Genomic DNA, 21,074 nt, shown 5'->3' on the forward strand with positions numbered 1-21,074 from the left:
ATTGCGGTAGGAATCGGCCGACTCCCAATGATTCAACCCTTCTGGCGTTATCAGGTCCGTCAGTCATATGAGCCATGACAAGCTGGGGGACACCTGAAGCCAGACACTGAGCGGTACTGCCAATTCCGCCATGATGAATAACTAAAGAACAATGTGGAAACACCTTATCAAAAGGCAATCTTCTGGCTCTCAAAACCTTCGAAGACAAAGTATTAGGGAGCAAGTGGTCGTGTTCTGTCACGACGATAGCAGCTCGGTCAAATTGCTCACAGACCTCTATCGCGATTCGATAAAAATCTTTTGAAATCAGTTGACTGGTTCCACCCGTAATTAATATAGGGTTAGGGTATTGAGACAGAAAGTGGGCAATGTTGTCCGGCATCTCATTGGATTCGTCAGGTTGAGGTAACGGAAAACCAATGGCTTCAGGCGTTAACTGCCTCGAGATTTCAGATTTCCACTCTGGAAGATGACTCCAGAGTGCCAGACTGTGAGGTGCTGAGCACTGGTAATCCAGCCATGTGGACTGAGTACTAAGACCAAGCTCATTTCTTAACTTATTGATTTCACGATCTGCTAACGCTTTAAAGCTCTGATTGATAAGCATCATGTAGCTTAAATTGCTTGGGGCAAGATATACGTTGATGTAAGGAATCTTGTGCACCTCAGACAGGTGCATGGCAGCAATACTGGAACGACAGCGACCAATGATCACGGTATCAGGCTCAGCAGCCCATTTGACCATAATATTGAATTCTTTAAGGCGACGCTCTGGGCTTAAATATTGATTCCGAAAAGCTTCGAATTGGTGTGGCTGGGTGAAGGGTTCAAGGAAATCTGGTATAGCAACTTGCAGCTGTTGGTATTCCTGCTCACTTTCCCAAGCAGTAAAATTCAACCCAGCTTCGTCAGCCCAATCCTTATAACCATAATGACTGAAAACACGAACTTGATGTCCCTGCTTTTTTAAATACACGCCCATTCGAATAAAAGGAAGTATATCTCCTCCCACCCAATGGCTAGCCAGTAATATATTCGCCATTTAATGTTCCAAGCCCATTTATAAATACCAAAACTAATAACAACACTATTATTTTGATTTATTTTTTACTGCGAAAAATATCACCAATAAAATTAGGGTTACATTAAGTTTGGATGAAAGTTAGACACACTTAACAATTATAAATTACTGTTCCAATGGTTTATCTATCTTGAGATTTATATTCTAGACAAAAGAAAAAAGCCGATATAAACCCGGAAAAGAAAAGCTTTACATCAATATATAGGAATAAAAATAAATGTAATTACCATTTATTTGACTTAGATTATTTTTATTGACTAATTAAATAACAAAAAGGCAGCCATGATGCTGACTGCCTATTTTGATAAAAATAGTAATGACTATTACGCGTTTGAATAAAGCTCTCTGTCGCCCAACCAGCGGTCTATGATAGCTTGAGCATTGTTTGGATATTGCTCGTGCAGGTGTCTGGCAATACGCTGAACTTCTGGGATCATTTTTTGGTCCCGCACCAGATCGGCAATCTTAAAGTCCGCCAATCCGGTTTGTTTGGTTCCAAGCAGTTCACCCGGTCCACGAATTTCCAAATCGCGCTGTGCAATGACAAACCCATCGTTACTTTCTCGAAGCACACCCAATCGCTTTTGAGCTGTTTTTGAAAGTGGAGAGTGGTAAAGCAGTACACAATGGCTGGCAACTGAACCTCGCCCAACTCGTCCTCGTAGCTGGTGAAGTTGTGCCAAGCCTAGTCTTTCCGGGTTCTCAATGATCATCAAGCTGGAATTAGGTACATCCACTCCTACTTCGATTACCGTAGTTGCCACCAGCAAGTGAAGTTCATTGCTTTTGAACTGCGCCATAATGGCTTGTTTTTCAGCGGGCTTCATTCTGCCGTGTACCAACCCAACTTTAAGTTCCGGCAGTTGAAGCTTCAGCTCTTCGGCGGTATCCGCGGCGGCTTGCGCTTCTAACACTTCAGATTCATCAATCAGGGTACACACCCAGTAGGCTTGCTTGCCGTCAAGACAGGCACTGCGGACTCGGTTAATCACATCTTTACGTCTGGTATCTGGGATCGCGACAGTTTGAATGGGGGTTCGCCCTGGCGGTAGCTCATCAATAACCGAGGTTTCCAAATCGGCGTATGCCGTCATGGCTAGGGTTCTTGGGATTGGGGTGGCGGTCATGATCAACTGATGCGGATAATAGCCTTGTTTGGTGCCTTTCTCCCGCAACTCCAAACGCTGATGTACCCCAAAGCGATGTTGCTCATCAATGATCACCAGTGACAAGTTTTTGAATTCCACATGTTCCTGAAACAGTGCATGCGTACCTACCACCATTTGTGCTTCGCCACTGGCAATGGAAGCCAGTTCTTTCTCTTTGGCTTTGCCTTTTAATTTGCCAGCCAGCCAACCCACCTTAATGGGTTCACCGTTCAGCTTTATTTGTTCAAACCAGTTGGCAAAGTTGATGGCGTGTTGCTCAGCGAGTAACTCGGTTGGGGCCATCAAAGCGACCTGCTGCCCATGTTCCAGAGCCCGAACCGCCGCAAGCGCTGCAACCAGAGTTTTACCGGAACCTACATCCCCTTGCACCAATCGCATCATTGGGTGAGGCTTCTCTAAATCTTGCTCGATTTCCTTCACCACGCGCTGCTGTGCCCCCGTTGGGCTAAATGGCAATAGATCCAGCAATTGGTTTTTGAGCCCATCCACATTTGGCAAAGGCAACGCGGCATCCAGTTGGGTTTTGCTTCGAACCGCCAGCATGGACAGGTTTTGCGCCAGTAATTCTTCTAAAATCAGACGCTTTTGAGCGGGGTGCTCACCCAAGTCAAAGGCTTCTAAATCAATCGAAGGAGAAGGTCGATGGATAATGTGCAGTGCTTGCCCCATGGTCATCTGATTGTTGTACAGACCAGAAGGAAGCAGCTCAGTGACGGCGGCTTTATCCAGCAATTCCAGAGCCTGATCAGTCAGGTTACGTAGGGTGAGCTGACGAAGCCCTTCTGTCGTCGGGTAAACTGGCGTTAGCGTGGGTTCGGTTTCGACTTTATGATCCGCCGCGTGGAATTTGTATTCGGGGTGAATGATCTCCAACCCGTTAGCGCCACGCTTTATCTCACCGTAAGCGTGTACCACCTTACCGTTAGAAAAATTGTTCTTCATCCCTGCGGTGAAATTGAAGAAACGCAGAGTAACGGTGCCATTGCCATCGCTTATTTTAACCACCAGCATTTTTCGACGACCAAATATGGTGTCTACTCCCATGACTTTCCCCTGCACCGCCGCCCATAGCCCAGGGTGGACTTTCGCCATGGGATAGACTCGGGTACGGTCTTCATAACGGGAAGGCAGATGAAACAAAAGATCCTGCACATTGTGCAGCCCAACTTTGGCAAGCTTTTCTGCTACTTTCGCACCCACGCCGGAAAGCTCAGTCAGTGGAATGGCAGATAACAGTTGGGACATAGGAATGCTCTCTTGCTCAGAAAAGTAAACGTGGATTCAGAGAGTTAGTTTGACTTGCTATCGCAAGATCTTCAAGGGGGCTGAAAACAATAGAGCCTCGATTTTCGAGGCTCTGTCTGCTGCGTTATTTATTTCGCGGTCGGGAAGCTGATCTGAACTTTTAATCCACCCTCGCTGCGGTTGTTGACCACCACCGAGCCATGATGCTGGCTCATGATACGTTTCACTATCGCAAGCCCCAGTCCAGTGCCTTCACTTCCTCGGGCGGTGTCACCTCGGGTAAAGGGTTCAAACAGTTTGGCAATCTGGTCTTTTTCGATGCCGGGACCATTATCTTCCACACAGACCCACGCTAGCTTGTTATCTGCTGTCATGCCGGAGCTGACCTTAACCCAGCCGTCTCCATAGCGAATGGCGTTGACCACCAAGTTACTGATCGCACGTTTGATGGCGATTGGGCTGCCGAGCACAGGTTTGCTGTCTTCAAAGAAGTCGGTTTCGACCTGAATTTCGTAGCCGCCTTCTGAGCTTGCTACTTCTTTCGCAATGTCGCTCAAATGAATTGATGTAAACGACTCTTTGTTAACCGGCTTCAGGTAATCCATAAACTGGCTGATGATCTCGTTACATTCTTCCGTGTCGCTGATGATGCCTTCGGCAAGGTAAGCATCTTCCGGGGACATCATCTCAGTAGCCAGACGGATTCGGGTGAGCGGAGTACGCAGGTCATGACTGATGCCCGCCATCAGCAACGCCCTATCGCCTTCTAGTTCCTGAATACCACGGGACATCTGATTAAAGGCTTTCGCTACTGCTTTTATCTCCGTCGCTCCACGTTCTGGAACCGGCGGTGGGATCTCTCCACGCCCTACGCTCTTCGCGGCACGCTCTAATGCCATCAGAGGGCGGTTTTGCAAACGGATGAACAGCCAGCCACCTGCAATAATCAATAAAGCACCAATCAGGCTATTGCGGAAAAATGGAGCAAAGTCTTCTTCCTGCAATTCAGAAAGAGGAATGCGAATAAGAAACCCGGGAAGCGACTCAATTTTTACCCAAAGAACATAGCTTTCGTCTGACAGAATCAGGCGAACGTGACTTTCCCGATCCAATGCAGTTGTCATTTCCTGACTCATAAGTTCGATTTCAGTCGCGCGGTCATACTCTTCAACAATGGCTTCGTCCAGAGTATGCATGGTAACGCCAAGCTGCTCTAACAGCTTTCTACGCTGAGGGGCATCGAGGGTCACCCCGGATTCAAGCTCTACACTTTCATCCAGCATCAGGTTCATTTCGTAGGCAAGAATACGGTTGAACTGTTGCAGGCTGGGCAAAAGCGCGTAGTTGTAAACAGCAAAATAAGAGAACACCTGACTGGCGATCAGCAAAGTAAGAAAAAGAAAAATACTTTGGGTGCGGGAGCTGCGTAATCGCATGGAAGGCTCCTTGGGATGTTTGTTGTGATTAGGGTCTGAAGACCTATTGTGATGAAAAAAGTTAGGGAGTAAGTTCGTCACGTTTGTGCGTCTTTACTCCCTATCTTAACGGTTTAGTTAGGATTACATCTCTTTGCCGTCTGGCACAAATACGTAACCTAGTCCCCAGACCGTCTGAATATAGCGCGGGCGGCTTGGGTCTTCTTCCAGCATACGTCTCAAACGAGAAATCTGAACATCGATGGAGCGTTCCATTGCTGAGTATTCACGTCCACGAGCCATGTTCATTAGCTTGTCACGAGACATCGGCTCACGGGCATTAGTTACCAGTGCTTTCAACACGGCAAATTCACCGGAAGTCAGAGGCATAGGCTCTTCACCACGGAACATTTCACGCGTGCCAAGGTTAAGCACAAAATCACCAAATTCGATCACTTTGTCTTCAGCACTTGGCGCACCCGGCGCTTCAATGGTCTGACGACGCAATACCGCACGAATACGGGCAAGCAATTCACGAGGGTTAAACGGCTTTGGCAGGTAATCATCGGCACCCACTTCCAAACCAACGATACGATCGATTTCATCGCCTTTTGCCGTCAGCATCAGAATAGGCAGCATGTTGTTGGCATTACGCAGACGGCGGCAGATAGACAAACCATCTTCGCCTGGCAGCATCAAATCCAACACCATCAGATGAAAGTTTTCACGTGTTAGCAGACGATCCATCTGTTCGCTGTTGGCAACACTACGCACCTGAAAACCTTGTTCAGATAAGTAGCGCTCTAACAATGAACGTAAACGAGCATCGTCATCTACCACTAGTATTTTGTAGTTCTCTTGCATAGATCTTACTTCCGCTAACAACTTTTAACATCGCCATAAAGGTAGCATTGACTGAGCGTTTTTCACTCGATCAATTGTTACACTTTATTTCCTCGCTTCATATATGAAACACCTATAGAAGCACGAGTATATACTTTATCTCATACGGACAGCGAGAGAATATTGTCAGAGAAATCTTCTTTATCAGAGAATTATGCTTCTACATCACAGAAGATGATTCTATTTTTTCAATTGTCACAGGAATGGATTTCGAAATCGGGGTAAAACTCAGCTCCCCATGACTGTCTAACGCCACCAGAGGATTGGTTTCTGGGAAATACGCTGCCAGATTGCCTGCCGGAATATCGTAAGGCACCAGCTTGAACTCGCTGACTTTTCGCTCTATGTCATCCCCCCAACAAGCCGTAATGGTTACCCGATCTCCCTCTTCCAACCCGAGTAGTTTGATATCTGAAGAATTAATAAACAGCACTTTACGTTCACCGGTAACGCCTCGATAGCGGTCATTAAACCCGTAGATGGTGGTGTTGTACTGGTCATGCGATCTCATGGTTTGTAACACAAAAACGGGAGCACTGTTTTTCCTTGGCTTCGCCCACTTGATAATAGAGTCAGGCAATTCATGAGAATGAAATGTGGCTCTATTGCTCTCAGTCATCCAGATCCGCTCTGCCGCTCGGTTACCAAGATAAAACCCGCCAGGCTCTTTGATGCGCTGATTAAAATCGTCAAACCCGGGAATGGTTCGCTCGATTAAGTCTCGGATTCGGTCATAGTCTTCGACTAACGAAAGCCAGTCGACCGGACTTTTACCCAGAACTGCATTAGCCATACCAGCCACGATGACAGGTTCAGAGCGCATATTGGCGGTATCGCTTTCGACTACTCCACCAGACGCATGAACCATGCTGAATGAATCTTCAACCGTCACCTTTTGTGCTCCGTTTTTTTGCAGGTCGATGTCCGTGCGCCCCAAACAAGGCAATAGCAAGGAGGCTTTTCCGGGAGTCACGTGAGTGCGATTCAACTTGGTTGCGATATTCACCGTTAATTCGCAGGACGCCAGTGCTTTAAGAGTTCGCTCGGTATCCGGCGTCGCCGCAGCAAAGTTTCCGCCTAAAGCGATGAAGACTTTGCTTTCTCTATTTTCCATCGCTTGAATCGCTTGCACTGTGTTGTGCCCTGCTTTTCTGGGTGGATTAAACCCAAACTGCGCTTCAAGAGAATCTAACAAAGCGGCAGGGGCTTTTTCATCAATCCCCATGGTTCGGTCACCTTGTACATTGCTGTGACCACGAACTGGGCAAAGACCGGAGCCCTTCTTGCCAATTTGCCCACACAGCAACTGAAGATTAGCCATCTCCTGAATGGTTTTCACCGAGTGATGGTGCTGGGTAATGCCCATCGCCCAGGTCAGAATCACATTTTCACTTTGCTGATAAATTCGCGCTGCCAGCTCTATCTCATTTTGCTTAAGCCCGGATTGTTCTGTGATTTTGTCCCACGGAGTCGCTCGCACGGTATCTAGGTAAGTATCTAAACCAAGAGTGTGGTCCTTTATGAATTCTGCATCAAATACCGAAGAGGGTGCTCTTTCTTCCATCGCCAACAGAGCTTTCGCCATTCCGCGCACCACAGCCATATCGCCACCCAGCTTTGGCGTAAAGTAGTGATGAGTCAGTTGAGTACCGCCGCCAGTCAACATTTCATCCATCGCTTGAGGATTGGTAAATTTTTGCAGCCCTCGCTCTTTCAACGTATTAAAGGTCACGATGTTTGCCCCTCGCAATGAGGCACTCCTTAACGTATCCAGCATTCGAGGGTGATTGGTCCCTGGGTTTTGCCCAAATACAAAAATGGCGTCCGCGTGTTCGAAGTCATTCAAGGTGACAGTACCCTTTCCCACACCGATCGACTGTTTTAGCGCTACACCACTGGCTTCATGGCACATATTGGAACAGTCCGGGAAGTTGTTGGTGCCATAGGCGCGCACAAACAACTGATACAGGAATGCTGCTTCGTTACTGGCTCTGCCAGAGGTATAGAACTCTGCCTGATTGGGGTCAGGTAAGGCTTTTAAGTGCTTGGCGATGAGTTCAAACGCTTCTCCCCAGCGAATTGGCTGATAGTGGTCGGATTCTGCGTTATAAACCATAGGCTCGGAAAGTCGCCCCTGATCTTCCAAAAAATAGTCGCTCTGCTTGGCAAGCCATGAGACTGGGTAAGTTGCAAAGAAATCGGCTCGCACACGTCGGCTGGTCGCTTCCCAGTTCACGGCTTTCGCACCATTTTCACAGAACTTAAAGCGGCGATTCTCTTCTAACTCGCCCCAAGCACAGCCGGGGCAATCAAAACCATCGTGCTGGTTGGTGCTGAGTAAGTTACGAATATTGCGAATGACGCTTTCACTTTTCATTAAGTGCTGAGTCGTGCTCATTAAAGCGCCCCAGCCACCCGCATTACCTTTGTATTTTTTAACTGTCATGACTGACTCCGATATCCGTATCAGATATGTCTCATTTTCTACATACTTTCCGACAAACGATGCTCACCGCAATAGACGTTAAAAGACGCTTGCTGACAGAACCCAATCAATGTCACCCCAAAGCGCTGCGCCATTTGCACTGCAATATGAGTGGGAGCGCCGACGGAAACCACGACGGGGATTCCTGCTACTACGATCTTTTGCATCATCTCGATGCTAATTCGCCCACTGAGCGCTACCATTTGACCTTGAGCTTCAAGCTTACGGTCACGAGCCCTCAGCCCTACCAATTTATCCAGCGCATTGTGTCGACCCACATCTTCCGCTATCGCCAGAAACTCTCCCTGCTCATCAAACAATGCGCATCCGTGCGATGCCCCCGTTTGAGCAAACAGTGCCTGATGGGATTTCAATATCTCGAGCAACTTGGTGACGACTTGGGGATGCAACCAGCCAGACTCCCCTTGCAGGGCAGGAACCCCACGAGTTTCCAGCCAACGAATTGAAGATTTACCGCAGATCCCGCAGCTTGAATAGGAAGGTGCGCGCGTCAGGTCATCAAAATCCACAACGACCTTGTCTGATATCTCTACCGCACACTGATTCCTGCCATCCGAGTCTTCATTCAGATTGATGCTTCGAATGTCCGCAGCGCTCGTTACTACTCCTTCTGCCAGCAGTAATCCAGTCACCATTTCTTCGTCTTGTCCCGGTGTTCGCATGGTCGACATCCAGAGCTTTTCGTTGATGGTATCTTCTGATTTCTGGCGCAACCAAATTGCCAGCGGCTCCTCAACGACTAGGGTGTCAGTCTGAGGAGTAGCGTGACCGCGACTGATTTTGAGTCGATTGACACTTCTGACGGATTCGGAACTTTGCTCTCTCACTTGAACGACGGAACCTGTTGCTCTAATTTTTGTCATTGCTGGCTCATTTTCTATTCCATACATAAAATGAAACAGCAAATGACGTGCTACGCCACATCAGAGCATAAAAAATGGGCACTTGATGTCGAAATCGCGACATTCCGTGGCTGAAATTAAATCCCATGTCAAAATTACTCAAATCCCATAAGTTGATGCATTCCATTTGAACCGACTTGTGGTACAACAGACCCTAACTTCGGATACCGCTCAAAGCTGGATGAAAACAAACTTAATTACCCGCGAAGGCTACAACCGCCTTAAAGAAGAATTGGATTTTCTGTGGAAAGAAGATCGCCCGGAAGTCACCAAGAAAGTGACGTGGGCAGCCAGCCTTGGCGACCGCTCAGAAAACGCCGATTACCAGTACAACAAAAAACGTTTACGCGAAATCGACCGCCGGGTCCGCTACCTGCGCAAAAGACTGGAACAGGTCAAAGTAGTGGATTACGCCCCTCAGCAAGAAGGCAAAGTCTTCTTTGGTGCCTGGGTGGAAGTCGAGAACGAAGCTGGCGACGTTAAACGCTTTCGCATTGTCGGCCCTGATGAAATTTACGGTGGAGTGAAAGATTACATCTCCATCGACTCGCCCATGGCGCGAGCCCTGCTAAAAAAAGAAGTGGACGACGAATGCGTGGTCCGCACTCCTGAAGGTGAAAAAGAATGGTTTATCAATGCCATTCAGTACGACCAGAGCTAAGCTTCTAGACGTATCGACCTTTCCTACATTCTAAAGAATAACTAAGAGTACACACGGATGAGCCAAGCTATCTGTCAAACCATTGCTCAAGAACTCAGTGTTCGTACCGAGCAAGTCCTTGCCGCTGTTACCCTGATCGACGATGGCAACACAGTTCCATTTATCGCCCGTTACCGTAAAGAGGTAACGGGTGGATTAGACGACACTCAATTGCGTAACCTCGACGCACGCCTTTCTTATCTGAGGGAAATGGACGAGCGCCGCCAGACCATTCTAAAATCGATTCAAGAGCAAGGCAAACTTACCTCCGAACTTGAAGCAGAAATCAACGGTGCTGACAGCAAGACTCGTCTTGAAGATTTGTACCTGCCCTACAAACCCAAACGTCGCACCAAAGGGCAAATCGCCATTGAAGCTGGTTTAGAGCCACTCGCGGACACCCTTTGGCAGCAACCTGAGCACGATCCAGAAAGCGAAGCCAGTAAATACTTCAATAGTGAAAAAGGCATTGAAGACACCAAAACCGCTTTGGATGGTGCACGCGCCATTATCATGGAGCGCATTGCAGAAGATGCGAACTTGCTAGAGAAGGTACGTGTGTACCTGAATAAACACGCCGAGTTGAGCGCGCGCGTTATCGAGGGCAAAGAGCGTGAAGGTGAGAAGTTCAAAGATTACTTCGAGCACGATGAAGCGATCAGCAAAGCACCGTCACACCGTGCTCTGGCTATGCTTCGCGGTCGTAACGAAGGTTTCCTGCAATTGGCAATGAATGCCGACCCGCAACAGGAAGAAGGTCAGCGCGGTTCGTACTGCGAATCCATCATTGCCGAGCACTACGGTATCCACCTTAGCCAAGCTCCTGCCGATAGCTGGCGTAAGCAAGTGATCAGTTGGGCGTGGCGCATTAAAATTTCCATGCACATGGAAACCGAACTGATGGCAGCGCTAAAGGAGCGCGCAGAAATCGAAGCCATTGAAGTATTCGCCACCAACTTAAAAGACCTGTTGATGGCGGCGCCAGCAGGACCTCGCGCCACTTTGGGCCTTGACCCCGGCTTGCGTACAGGTTCGAAAATTGCAGTGGTGGATTCCACGGGTAAAGTGCTGGCGACAGACACTATTTACCCTCACCCACCTCAAAAGCAATACGACAAATCTGCACATGTAGTAGAGCAACTGGTTCGCCAGTTCAATGTGGACCTGATTGCCATTGGTAACGGAACCGCTTCACGTGAAACCGACGCCTTTGTGGCAGACGTCATCAAACGCGGCAATTTGAAAGTGCAGAAGATCATCGTCAGTGAAGCAGGGGCTTCGGTGTATTCAGCATCAGAATTGGCGGCGAAAGAATTCCCGAATATGGATGTGTCGCTGCGTGGTGCAGTGTCGATTGCCCGTCGCCTGCAAGATCCACTGGCAGAGCTGGTGAAAATCGATCCGAAATCGATTGGAGTTGGTCAGTATCAGCACGATGTCAGCCAAAGCCTGCTGGCAAAACGTCTGGATGCCGTGGTGGAAGATTGTGTTAACGCCGTAGGCGTAGATGTAAACACCGCTTCTCCGGCGCTGCTTACTCGTGTTGCCGGACTATCCAGCACGCTGGCACAAAACATTGTCGACTTCCGTGATGAGAATGGTCGCTTTGAAAGCCGCACAACCTTGAAGAAAGTCGCGCGCCTTGGTCCTAAAGCATTCGAGCAATGTGCCGGTTTCCTTCGCATCATGGACGGAAAAAACCCGCTGGACGCGTCTTCGGTTCACCCAGAGGCCTACCCGGTAGTGAAATCCATCGCGGAAAAAAACCAGAAAGACGTCAAAGGTATGATTGGTGACAGCGGTTTCCTAAAAGCGCTGAAAGCCGCTGATTACACTGACGACACGTTTGGTTTACCGACCGTTACCGACATCATCAAAGAGCTCGACAAGCCAGGACGCGACCCTCGTCCTGAGTTTAAAACCGCGACGTTCGCTGACGGCATCAATGCTGTCTCGGATCTAGAGCCGGGCATGGTGCTGGAAGGTGTGGTCTCTAATGTGGCAAACTTTGGTGCCTTTGTGGACATCGGCGTCCACCAAGATGGTCTGGTACACATATCTGCACTGACCGACCGCTACGTGTCTGACCCTCGTGAAGTAGTGAAAGCTGGTGACATCGTCAAAGTGAAGGTGATGGAAGTGGACGTTCAGCGCAAACGCATCGGGCTTTCAATGAGGCTGAATGACGAGCCGGGACAAGACAACCGCAGTTCTCGACCTTCTGGTCAGCGCCAAGACAGAAACAATCAACGCAACCGCAACCAAGGAAAACACAACGAGCCTCAAAACGGTGCAATGGGTGGTGCATTCGCGGCTGCCTTTGCTAATGCGAAGAAGCGTTAATCTCCTCCCAAGTTGAAAATAGAAAGGCGCTGAACTCAGCGCCTTCTTTTATTCCTCAATGATTCGCAAAGATTACTTAGCCTTTCGGAACGTATAGTTACCTTTGATTTTTCGCCACAATCCAAGCACGTCCGTTCTTGGGAAAATCGCAATTCGTCTGATTTGATAAGGATCCTGATGAAGCACGTGCGGACCGGAATTGGTTGCGACACTGAAGTCATAACCCAATTCTTTGCTAATGCGTTTTGTGTCTTCGTTATGGTCACCATACGGGTAAGCAAACGACGTCAGCGATTTACCCAGTAGTGTTTCAAGCTCTTCTTTATTGGCTTTGATTTCATGCCTCTGCTGCGCTTCGTCCAGTTGGCTGAGCTTCGGATGCGTCAGTGTATGTCCACCCACTTCAACTAAACCAGAATCCGACATCTCTTTTAGCTGCTCACGAGACATCAACTCCACTTTGCGATCCGGTGTCTCTACCCCTTCCACATCCCAGCGGTTGTAGGTTTCGCCCGTCACCGCATAAAGCACCGCTTTGAAGTTGTACTTTTTCAGCAAGGGCAACAGTAACTCGTGGTTGTCTTTGAACCCATCATCCACGGTGATCATAATGAACCGCTTACCCGGAGACAGCCTGTGAATGAAACCTTTGTCTTTCAGATCTTCAAAGGTGACGGTTTCAAAACCCATCTTCTTAATCAGCTGGAAATGCTTTTCAAGCATGTCGATGTGCATGAACGTACCGTGGATACCTTTTTCCGAGTCATCCCGAATAAAGCGGTGATACATGATGATCGGCATCTCTTTTTGCAGCTTGGTGACCGTGACATCCTGATAAATGCCTTCAAGCTGCTCAACGATAGAATCCAGCTCGTAGTTCTCTCGAATGGTGCGCGATACATTTTCATCGCAATGAGGCTGACTCACTGCCTGTTCAACCAGAGCCGGAACTTGAGTGAAGTCGATATCGAGATCTTTCGGTCCAATGTCGCCAAAGTTGGTCGACATCGCTGTCTCGATGTTCTCCTGATTCACCAAGCCGACCAAACTGGCTTCCCCAACCGCCAAGGTTGGTCGACCACAAAGTAGTGATTCCATGGCAACCCGACCAGCGCCAATAACCAAATCCGATTGCGCCAGCATGGAAACCACGTCGTTGGTATAACCGGTAAATTCAACCGTCTCGGTAAAAGGTTTGAACCGTTCGGTGACCTCGCTTCCCGTCACCACTTTTACGTGGTACTTGTCGGTGTCCAGACACTCTTTTAGCAACTGATAACACAAGTCACCTTTCGGACCGCTCAGGCGACCGATAATCGTGATAGCAGGCTTGGCATTTTGAGGGGCTGGAACCCATTGAAATTCGGAGGTGTTGATACCGTTTCGGCTGACTTCCAACTGTGCTTCGGGCACTTCAAGCTCGTCAATAAGCTGCTTTTGAATCGCTTCACACACCGGAAGCGCTTTGTCGCCCATGGCGTGGAACCTTTTACGCGAAGCATGGACAGGCTGGCGACCATGAACGGTGGTCACCATTGGGGTGTTGGTAAGCTTGCAGGCAATATGACAGCTCCAGCTTGATGCTCGGGAATGTGCGTGCACCAATTGAATTCTGTGTTTTTTAATCAGATAGATAAGGTAGCCAACGTGCCAGAAGCGACGAAATACACTTCGCTTGTTGAAGCGAAGCTTAAAGAATTCCCCTTTGTGCGGCTTAGTCAGGGTATCGGATACGTATTTTACGTTGTGACCCAGCTCCGTGAGTTTGTCGCCGACTGTTGTGGCGTAGACTTCCGCGCCTGTGACTTCAAGCTGAGACAGCGCCATTAGGATATTCATTATTTGTTTTCCATTGCAGCATTCGAAGCAGTTAACTGGTAGCCAGCTACCAGGTCATGCCAATCTGATTGTTTCCAAAGAATGGAACGTTTTTTCTTTTCTTTTTCAAAGGATCGCAACAGGCGCGCGAGATTGCTTTCTTGCCAATCCGTCCCTGACTGAGTAGCACATTTATCAAAATCGATCAGCCAGACATCGCTCTTCGCATCAATTAAAATATTGTGGATATTCAGGTCGGTATGATTCACGCCTGCGTCGTGCATCTTTCTGATTTCTCGCCCAATGCGACGATAAACATCCGAGCTCAGAGGCTGTTCGACCAATAGCGCCACCAGATCTTTAGCGTCCTTGACTTTCTCAGTCAGGATATCTGCTCGGTAGAGAAATCCCTTTTTCGTTGCCTGCGCGGCAATGGGTTTGGGCACGCGAACACCAGCTTGGCTTAATTCGTCCAGCACCTTCAATTCCTGATAGCAGCGCGTGTTTTCCCAACCAGAGAACCAGTAATCGTCCCGTACTAACTTGCCGAACAAGCCTCCGCGATAGTAGTGCCTTAGCGCCGCCTCTTGACCTTCAAGATCTAAAAACAAGGTGGTTCCTCGCCCTTTGGCACTGCCGATCACCTTACCCGAGGCTTTCCAATATTCAGGATCAAATAAATGATGCTCCGGTTCTGCCAGAGCATCATCAAACCAAATAATCTGATTGTCGGAACGAAAGGATTTGAGCATGGTTGTCTACTGAATGTTTATGTAAGTGGACAGTGTAGCGAATTCAAACGATTAGAAGTAATAAATCGCCAACCCAATGGTGATAGCCATCCCAACATAGTTGTTGTTGAGAAAGGCTTGAAAGCACGCATCACGCTCTCGATGTCGCATCAAGTGTTGCTGATACACAAACAATGCACCTGTCGCTAATACTCCCCAGTAGTAGCCGCTGCCAAGCTGCAACCACATCCCTAGGGCAATCAAAAGACCAACGGAAATCAGTTGAAGAATACCGATGATCAGTTTGTCGAAACGTCCAAACAGAATCGCCGTAGATTTAATGCCGATTTTCAGGTCATCGTCGCGATCCACCATGGCGTACTGGGTGTCATAAGCCACCGTCCAAAGCGCATTGATAAGAAAAACCAGCCACACTTGCGGTGGTAATTCACCCGACTGCGCCGCCCACGCCATAGGTATTGCCCAGCTGAAAGCAAGCCCTAAAAAGAGCTGAGGTAAGTGGGTAAAGCGCTTCATAAAGGGGTAAATAAACGCGAGTACGATACCCACAAATGAAAGCTGAATGGTCAGGCTGTTCATGGTCAAAACCAGAACGAAAGAAATCAACCCTAGCACGGCGAAAAGTGCCAGTGCTTCTTTCGCACTCACTAGCCCGGAAGGCAAAGGTCTGTTTTGCGTGCGTTTCACATGACCATCAAAATTGCGGTCCGCATAATCATTGATTACACACCCCGCAGAACGCATCAAAAAGACGCCTGCGATGAACACCAATAATACGTCCCAGCGAGGAAAGCCTTCAGCGGCAAGAAACAGCGCCCAAAGTGTCGGCCAAAGTAACAACAGAGAGCCAATCGGGCGATCCAGTCGCATCAGTTGGCAATATGCCTGAGCCTTCGCCTTTAGCATTTACACCTTCTCCTTGGTATAGATTGGTGCATCGGGTAAAAACAGTTCCGCCACCAGCATAGGTTTATGATTCATCCAAAGCATCGATCGCCTTGCCATCAGTTCTCCATTAGGCAGTTTTGCCCAACCAAGCTCCAAACCATCACGATGCACGTTTTCAGCGCTGAACACCGTAAGCCCTAGTGGAATGGTCCCCTGACGCGCGAGATCAGATTGCTGACCTTCCAATGAAGAGGTTGGAATTAAAGTACGCCCAATGACCCAAGGCGTGCTGTCGCCAGACAAAACGACTTCACGTAATAGGCACGATTCCGCAGGTAAACGTTGAAGCTCGTCCCCTGTTAAATGGTCAGTGTCTATTGTGCTGTTATTTAACAAATCAACATCAAGTTTATTGCAACGCTCGGCGAGCAAACGCGACAGCGATCCCGACTCCAACAACCACTGTTTTGAGTGTTCATCACGAAAGGAAAAGTGCTCGGGTTTCTGCCAGGTAACTGATTTCAGTGCGGTTAAGTACAACGATTTCAACTCATCCATACCATTATTCTATTTGACGCATTACAATAAAGCGTGATGCTGGAAAAATTTCTTTTATTTTGGTCACTGTTGACCCAGTATTGTAACAGACTATCGATCCCCAAGTTACCCATAAAAAGAAAAGACCCATTATGATTCGAAATCTTATAAAGCCATTTATCTTAGCTTTTGCACTGCTCTTTTCGGTTGCGGGAGCTGCTGAAGAAGAAAAGACCGGACCGCAATTTGCGTACTACACATTGCAACCGGACTTGACGACTAACTTCCACACCAGTGGTAAGAAGCTTGGATATCTACAAGTTCGTATAGATATTATGGTGCCTGATGCGACCTTTGTCCCGTTGCTTGAGCAACATACTCCTCTGATTCGAGATGCAGTCATTGAACTGCTTGGAAAACAAGGAGAAGATACAGTGAAGTCTTTGTCGGGCAGAGAAGAGCTGCGTAAACAGTTGATGGCGCACTTGAATGAAATATTGCTTCCCGAGACAGGTAAAACCGTGGTGTCAGATCTGCTGTTCACCAAATATCTATATCAGTAAGAAAGACTATTCAGAATAGCTAGATGAGAAGAGGCGTGAAAGCGCCTCTTTTTTATGCGCGATTTTTACCTCAATACACGTTTAGTGTTTGCGTCGACCAGCCCCATAACACAACCCGCCACTAAGCCCATCACATGTGCTGTGTTAGCTATTGCCATAAAAGGCTGGGCAAATCCGAAAATAAGCCAAACCAGCATAAAACCAACTATTGGTTTAGCGATCGTAACCCCAAGATGTGGCGCTTTCCAACTGAGCATCCAAATGTATCCAAGCAGGGCATACACCACTCCGGATAAACCACCAAAGTTAGGGCCAGCAACAATAAACTGCCCAAGACCAGAAACCGCTGCGGATACTAAAAAGATTTGAATGACTTTGCCACTGCCCAGCTTTCGCTCAATATCGCCACCAAGCTGCCACCACCAAAGAACATTAAAAACGATATGTAAAACAGAGAAGTGCAGAATGGCATGAGTAAACCAACGCCAGATTTCAAATGCTTGCTGAGAAGATGCCGGGAAATGAAAGAGTTCTAAAAGTGCTCGTTCAAAACCTATAATTTGAGCAAAGAATATGACCCCGCAAACCACCATCCCAATCAGAGTAACCGGACCGGCTTTTGCGGCAATCATGGAACCGACAGAGGGAGAATGATAGCGAAACTGGCGCTTTCGACTTTCCGCCACTTTCCAGGAAGCTTCTGAATACTTGGGGTTGCTAGGGTCACGAATAAAGGCAGAAAATTCAGCTTTGGCTTCTTCTGCGTCCTGATCATGTAACAGCCACAAGGCAAAGCGTCCCTCGCCCTCTGGCATCATCTCAACCAAGATGTCTCTTGATGCCATATAATCAATATAGGCTTGACCCAATCTAGGGTTGTCTACTTCCGCCAGTCTTATCACTTATTGTCCTATGCCGTCTCAACAGAGAATCCGCTTCTCTGCCAAGCTTCAAAACCACCATCGACGCTATACACTTCCTCAAACCCCTGATTCACCATGTATTGCGCTGCACCCTGGCTACTCACACCGTGATAGCACATCACCAAAATAGGCTGCTCAAACTCATGCTCATTCATAAAAGACACAATCGTATCGTTAGTCAGATGAAATGCGCTCGGTGCATGTGCCAGAGCAAACGACTGAGGGTCACGAATATCCACCATCACCGCTTCGCCGTTTTCTAATTTCTGCTGTGCTTGTAAGACATCAATATGCTTAAACTGCTCCATTGGATTCCTTATTATGTGACGTTCTTTGAGTAAACTTTTTTATGACCTCAAGTGTAACGTATCCAAAGGCAAAGTTAGACTTGGAAGTAATAAGGTTATCCACGGCTGTGTAATTTTGCACCATTTGTGGAAAACTCTGTGGATTGCGTTGATAAAGTGTTTTTTGGATCTTAGATCCACAATATGTAGTGATGATCTTTGTTTTTCTGTGTGTAAGAGTAAACATATCCCCATAGGACAAAAGGGTCTTCACACCAATATACACCCGTATTTCTCACTTATACCGAAAGTTATTTTCACAGAGTTATCCACAAGCCAGCCTTATTTGAAAGATCAAAAAAGCCGGGTCCTTTCGGATCCCGGCTTTCTAAAAATTTAAGTGCTAAATCAGAACTCGCCTACTGCCAACTTCAGCTTCTTCATCGCGTTCTTTTCGAGCTGACGAATTCGCTCTGCGGAGACACTGTAAGTATCTGCCAATTCTTGAAGCGTCGCTTTCTGATCATCTAACCAACGTGAACGCACAATGTGCTGGCTGCGTTCGTCCAATGTTGCCAAAGCGTGGCTAAGACGGTTGTTGGTGTGCGTTTCCCAGTTGGATGCTTCTACGTTTTCAGCAACATCAGAATGCTTGTCTTCGAGATAAAGCACTGGCGCTGAGTAAGCCGCCGCAGAATCATCGTCTTCTGTTGGCATTTCGAACGTGGCATCTTGTGCAGCGAGACGAGATTCCATCTCACGCACTTCTGAAGGCTCTACACCCAGCTCACGAGCCACGGTTTCTACTTCACCGTTATTAAACCAGCCAAGACGTTTCTTGTTCTTACGCAGGTTAAAGAAAAGCTTACGTTGCGCTTTAGTGGTCGCAATCTTAACGATACGCCAGTTACGCAGTACGTATTCATGAATTTCGGCTTTGATCCAGTGAACAGCAAAAGACACCAGACGAACCCCAACTTCAGGGTTAAAGCGCTTCACCGCTTTCATCAATCCGATGTTGCCTTCCTGAACCAAGTCAGCCATTGGAAGACCGTAGCCAGAGTAACCTCTCGCCACGTGAACAACAAATCGAAGGTGAGATAGAATCAGCCCTTTCGCCGCGTCAATTTCGCCTTTGTAGTGTAATCGTTCGGCCAGTTCACGCTCCTCTTCAGCTGTCAGCATTGGATAGCTGTTCACTGAACGGATATAGCTGTCTAGGCTATCTTGTGTAACTAGAGCCATCGGATACGCTTGCTTAGTCATTCAATTCCTCATTTGTCTCTGAATTTAGAGCAATGGTTAATTTAAACTCGCCTTCTTGAACTCAAAATGAACAAATCCAAGAGGGGGAAAGTTATTATCCATAGTTAAACGTCACTGGCAAGTCAGAGATCTTGTCTGCAACGCCATTCGCCACAATATATGACTTAAATTTGTTACACAGGTTCAATTTCTCTCAAGTGGCGTTGAGCGGAAAGCTTTGCAGCCACTAAACCGAGTGCCGTTCCTATCATCAATAAGATGACGGTTTCATCCCAGTTCAACCCGATCAAACGGAACTGGCTATCGTATAGCACAGCCAGGTCTTCCACCGCACCATTCAAAACAATAGTAATGATTGCGGTTAAAATCCACGCAGCTATCGCACTGATACCACCAAACCACATACCAGTATACAGATAGGGTCTTAATATAAAGCTATCGGTAGCGCCGATGAGCTTCATGACCTGAATTTCTTCTTTGTGTGCCAGCACGTTGAACCTTAACGTGTTACCCACAATCAAAAAGACCGCAGCCAGCATCAACACGCCAAGCGCTGCTGCCAGAATCAATGCCAGATTGCGGATTGCACCTAGTCTTTCTAACCAGTCTTCGTCCATTCGGACGTCCGTCACTTCCGAGTAATTTTGAAGTTTGACGGAAAGCTGAGATAACTCAGACTGGTCAGTTACGTTTGGAGTAATAACCAACACCGCAGGGAGCGCGTAATCGTCCAGCAATGACAAAGCCTGTTCCAGACCCGCGTGCTGGCTCATGTCTTCCAGCCCCTGTTGAGAAGACACGTATTCCACCGCTTTTATTTCAGTGAAACCTTCTAACTCGTCTTTCAGCACCATGATACGGGCTTCGGGGGTCTGTTCGATCAAAAAGGCGTTAATTTGGGAAGAGGTATTCATACCCTGCGCCGCAACGCTGAGGTTTTTTCCGACCAGATACAAACTTGCAGGCAAGGTCAACGCCATTGCAATGACGGCGAAGGTCAGCATGTTGCCAAGCGGTCTCTTCAGCAATTCGACTAAAGATGCTTTGGCCTGTTTGAAGTGCAGCTTTAGAAAACCATCGGTTTTTGGTCGATTATTAGCGCCCATAGGAATCTACCTCACTCAAAAAGCCTTGATTCAGCTCCAGACGGCGATACTGAGGACGCGTATTCATCAAATCGACGTCGTGAGTGGCAAACAATATGGACACACCTGCACGATTGAATTCATCAAACAAACTCACGACTTTGTTCGATAAGGTCTGATCAAGGTTACCTGTAGGCTCATCCGCAAGCAGCAAAGTTGGGCGGTTCACCACGGCGCGGGCAATACCAACTCGCTGCTGTTCACCACCGGATAATTGATTAGGCAGGCAACGCGCTTTGTCGAGCAATCCGGTTTTATCCAGCGCGGCTGACACACGACGCTTGATTTCATTTTCAGAAACAGACTCGATACGCATCGGGAGTGCAACATTGTCGTAAACGGTTCGATCCATCAGCAGACAGTGGTCCTGGAACACGATCCCTATATTGCGGCGTAAAAACGGGATATCGTTGTTTTTTATACGAGTAATGTCGTGCCCGTTGAAGCTTATCTTGCCGTCGGTAGGGCGTTCTATCGCACAAATGAGTTTGAGCAGGGTACTCTTCCCTGCTCCTGAATGCCCACCAAGAAAGGCCATTTCTCCGCGGCGCAGGTGGAAGTCCACCTTCTGCAGAGCTTGCCTGCCACCACGATATGCTTTACTGACTTGCTGAAACCTGATCACGCGTGC

Annotated in this window: 18 protein-coding genes; 3 read left to right on the forward strand and 15 right to left on the reverse strand. The window is 47.9% G+C overall.

The features are described 5' to 3' along the window. The 6 genes from RH89_RS18040 to fdhD all read right to left on the reverse strand — a co-directional run. The coding region (locus tag RH89_RS18040) for a glycosyltransferase (RefSeq protein ID WP_038146631.1) at positions 1-1,042 on the reverse strand (1,042 nt) is incomplete at its 3' end. Positions 1,043-1,404: 362 nt separating this feature from the next. Continuing rightward, positions 1,405-3,495: an ATP-dependent DNA helicase RecG gene (gene recG / locus RH89_RS18045; protein WP_004405149.1), complete on the reverse strand. Its 2,091-nt coding sequence runs from the start codon at positions 3,493-3,495 to the stop codon at positions 1,405-1,407. Between the two features lie 128 nt (positions 3,496-3,623). Beyond that, entirely contained in the window at positions 3,624-4,931 is a 1,308-nt protein-coding gene (gene envZ, locus RH89_RS18050) for a two-component system sensor histidine kinase EnvZ (RefSeq protein WP_004405152.1), read from the reverse strand. A 123-nt stretch (positions 4,932-5,054) separates the two neighbouring features. Beyond that, complete coding sequence (gene ompR / locus RH89_RS18055) at positions 5,055-5,774, reverse strand: osmolarity response regulator transcription factor OmpR (RefSeq protein WP_004405153.1); 720 nt, start codon at positions 5,772-5,774, stop codon at positions 5,055-5,057. Between the two features lie 199 nt (positions 5,775-5,973). Beyond that, entirely contained in the window at positions 5,974-8,259 is a 2,286-nt protein-coding gene (locus RH89_RS18060; RefSeq protein ID WP_004405154.1) for an FdhF/YdeP family oxidoreductase, read from the reverse strand. 38 nt (positions 8,260-8,297) lie between these two features. Further along, positions 8,298-9,182, reverse strand: a complete 885-nt coding sequence (gene fdhD / locus RH89_RS18065) for a formate dehydrogenase accessory sulfurtransferase FdhD (protein WP_004405155.1) — start codon at positions 9,180-9,182, stop codon at positions 8,298-8,300. A gap of 220 nt (positions 9,183-9,402) precedes the next feature. Here fdhD and greB point away from each other — a divergent pair, with 220 nt between their 5' ends. Further along, complete coding sequence (greB, locus tag RH89_RS18070; protein WP_004405156.1) at positions 9,403-9,882, forward strand: transcription elongation factor GreB; 480 nt, start codon at positions 9,403-9,405, stop codon at positions 9,880-9,882. Between the two features lie 57 nt (positions 9,883-9,939). After that, positions 9,940-12,264 (forward strand): Tex family protein, encoded by a 2,325-nt coding sequence (locus tag RH89_RS18075; RefSeq protein ID WP_004405158.1) that lies wholly within the window; start codon positions 9,940-9,942, stop codon positions 12,262-12,264. Positions 12,265-12,336: 72 nt separating this feature from the next. Here the strand turns inward: RH89_RS18075 and RH89_RS18080 are convergent, their stop codons facing one another. The 4 genes from RH89_RS18080 to RH89_RS18095 are packed head-to-tail and all read right to left on the reverse strand — an operon-like array spanning position 12,337 to position 16,280. Continuing rightward, on the reverse strand, positions 12,337-14,103 hold the full coding sequence (locus RH89_RS18080) for a bifunctional glycosyltransferase family 4 protein/polysaccharide deacetylase (RefSeq protein WP_004405160.1): 1,767 nt from the start codon (positions 14,101-14,103) through the stop codon (positions 12,337-12,339). Beyond that, the gene (locus RH89_RS18085; protein ID WP_004405161.1) at positions 14,103-14,834 is read right to left on the reverse strand and encodes a 3-deoxy-D-manno-octulosonic acid kinase; all 732 of its coding nucleotides are present in this window, start codon (positions 14,832-14,834) and stop codon (positions 14,103-14,105) included. The genes RH89_RS18080 and RH89_RS18085 overlap by 1 nt, the downstream gene beginning before the upstream one ends. 51 nt (positions 14,835-14,885) lie before the next feature. Continuing rightward, positions 14,886-15,740 carry a 4-hydroxybenzoate octaprenyltransferase gene (ubiA, locus tag RH89_RS18090; protein WP_004405164.1) on the reverse strand — a complete coding sequence of 285 codons (855 nt, stop codon included), beginning with the start codon at positions 15,738-15,740 and terminating at the stop codon, positions 14,886-14,888. After that, on the reverse strand, positions 15,741-16,280 hold the full coding sequence (locus RH89_RS18095) for a chorismate lyase (RefSeq protein ID WP_004405167.1): 540 nt from the start codon (positions 16,278-16,280) through the stop codon (positions 15,741-15,743). A gap of 131 nt (positions 16,281-16,411) precedes the next feature. On the opposite strand from RH89_RS18095, the gene RH89_RS18100 reads away from it, so the two are divergent. Further along, positions 16,412-16,822 carry a flagellar basal body-associated protein FliL gene (locus RH89_RS18100; RefSeq protein WP_004405169.1) on the forward strand — a complete coding sequence of 137 codons (411 nt, stop codon included), beginning with the start codon at positions 16,412-16,414 and terminating at the stop codon, positions 16,820-16,822. Positions 16,823-16,887: 65 nt separating this feature from the next. Here the strand turns inward: RH89_RS18100 and glpG are convergent, their stop codons facing one another. From glpG to ftsE, 5 genes are all read right to left on the reverse strand, one after another. Then, positions 16,888-17,724, reverse strand: coding sequence for a rhomboid family intramembrane serine protease GlpG (gene glpG / locus RH89_RS18105; RefSeq protein ID WP_004405174.1), 837 nt, complete (start codon positions 17,722-17,724; stop codon positions 16,888-16,890). Positions 17,725-17,732: 8 nt separating this feature from the next. Further along, entirely contained in the window at positions 17,733-18,053 is a 321-nt protein-coding gene (gene glpE, locus RH89_RS18110; protein ID WP_004405176.1) for a thiosulfate sulfurtransferase GlpE, read from the reverse strand. A gap of 387 nt (positions 18,054-18,440) precedes the next feature. After that, positions 18,441-19,298, reverse strand: a complete 858-nt coding sequence (rpoH, locus tag RH89_RS18120; RefSeq protein WP_004405181.1) for an RNA polymerase sigma factor RpoH — start codon at positions 19,296-19,298, stop codon at positions 18,441-18,443. A gap of 173 nt (positions 19,299-19,471) precedes the next feature. Continuing rightward, on the reverse strand, positions 19,472-20,404 hold the full coding sequence (gene ftsX, locus RH89_RS18125) for a permease-like cell division protein FtsX (protein ID WP_004405185.1): 933 nt from the start codon (positions 20,402-20,404) through the stop codon (positions 19,472-19,474). After that, positions 20,394-21,068: a cell division ATP-binding protein FtsE gene (gene ftsE, locus RH89_RS18130; protein WP_004405186.1), complete on the reverse strand. Its 675-nt coding sequence runs from the start codon at positions 21,066-21,068 to the stop codon at positions 20,394-20,396. The genes ftsX and ftsE overlap by 11 nt, the downstream gene beginning before the upstream one ends. Positions 21,069-21,074: the final 6 nt, after the last annotated feature.

The sequence above is a fragment of the Vibrio nigripulchritudo ATCC 27043 genome (genome assembly GCF_000222685.1).
Classification (GTDB): domain Bacteria; phylum Pseudomonadota; class Gammaproteobacteria; order Enterobacterales; family Vibrionaceae; genus Vibrio; species Vibrio nigripulchritudo.

What these genes read in the sequence shown, in the direction of transcription:
- ompR (WP_004405153.1), bottom strand. Translation starts at nt 5,774, where the DNA reads ATGCAAGAGAACTACAAAATACTAGTGGTAGATGACGATGCTCGTTTA.
- RH89_RS18075 (WP_004405158.1), top strand. Translation starts at nt 9,940, where the DNA reads ATGAGCCAAGCTATCTGTCAAACCATTGCTCAAGAACTCAGTGTTCGT.
- envZ (WP_004405152.1), bottom strand. Translation starts at nt 4,931, where the DNA reads ATGCGATTACGCAGCTCCCGCACCCAAAGTATTTTTCTTTTTCTTACT.
- RH89_RS18095 (WP_004405167.1), bottom strand. Translation starts at nt 16,280, where the DNA reads ATGGATGAGTTGAAATCGTTGTACTTAACCGCACTGAAATCAGTTACC.
- glpE (WP_004405176.1), bottom strand. Translation starts at nt 18,053, where the DNA reads ATGGAGCAGTTTAAGCATATTGATGTCTTACAAGCACAGCAGAAATTA.
- recG (WP_004405149.1), bottom strand. Translation starts at nt 3,495, where the DNA reads ATGTCCCAACTGTTATCTGCCATTCCACTGACTGAGCTTTCCGGCGTG.
- RH89_RS18060 (WP_004405154.1), bottom strand. Translation starts at nt 8,259, where the DNA reads ATGACAGTTAAAAAATACAAAGGTAATGCGGGTGGCTGGGGCGCTTTA.
- rpoH (WP_004405181.1), bottom strand. Translation starts at nt 19,298, where the DNA reads ATGACTAAGCAAGCGTATCCGATGGCTCTAGTTACACAAGATAGCCTA.
- fdhD (WP_004405155.1), bottom strand. Translation starts at nt 9,182, where the DNA reads ATGACAAAAATTAGAGCAACAGGTTCCGTCGTTCAAGTGAGAGAGCAA.
- greB (WP_004405156.1), top strand. Translation starts at nt 9,403, where the DNA reads ATGAAAACAAACTTAATTACCCGCGAAGGCTACAACCGCCTTAAAGAA.
- ftsX (WP_004405185.1), bottom strand. Translation starts at nt 20,404, where the DNA reads ATGGGCGCTAATAATCGACCAAAAACCGATGGTTTTCTAAAGCTGCAC.
- RH89_RS18080 (WP_004405160.1), bottom strand. Translation starts at nt 14,103, where the DNA reads ATGAATATCCTAATGGCGCTGTCTCAGCTTGAAGTCACAGGCGCGGAA.
- ubiA (WP_004405164.1), bottom strand. Translation starts at nt 15,740, where the DNA reads ATGCTAAAGGCGAAGGCTCAGGCATATTGCCAACTGATGCGACTGGAT.
- RH89_RS18085 (WP_004405161.1), bottom strand. Translation starts at nt 14,834, where the DNA reads ATGCTCAAATCCTTTCGTTCCGACAATCAGATTATTTGGTTTGATGAT.
- RH89_RS18100 (WP_004405169.1), top strand. Translation starts at nt 16,412, where the DNA reads ATGATTCGAAATCTTATAAAGCCATTTATCTTAGCTTTTGCACTGCTC.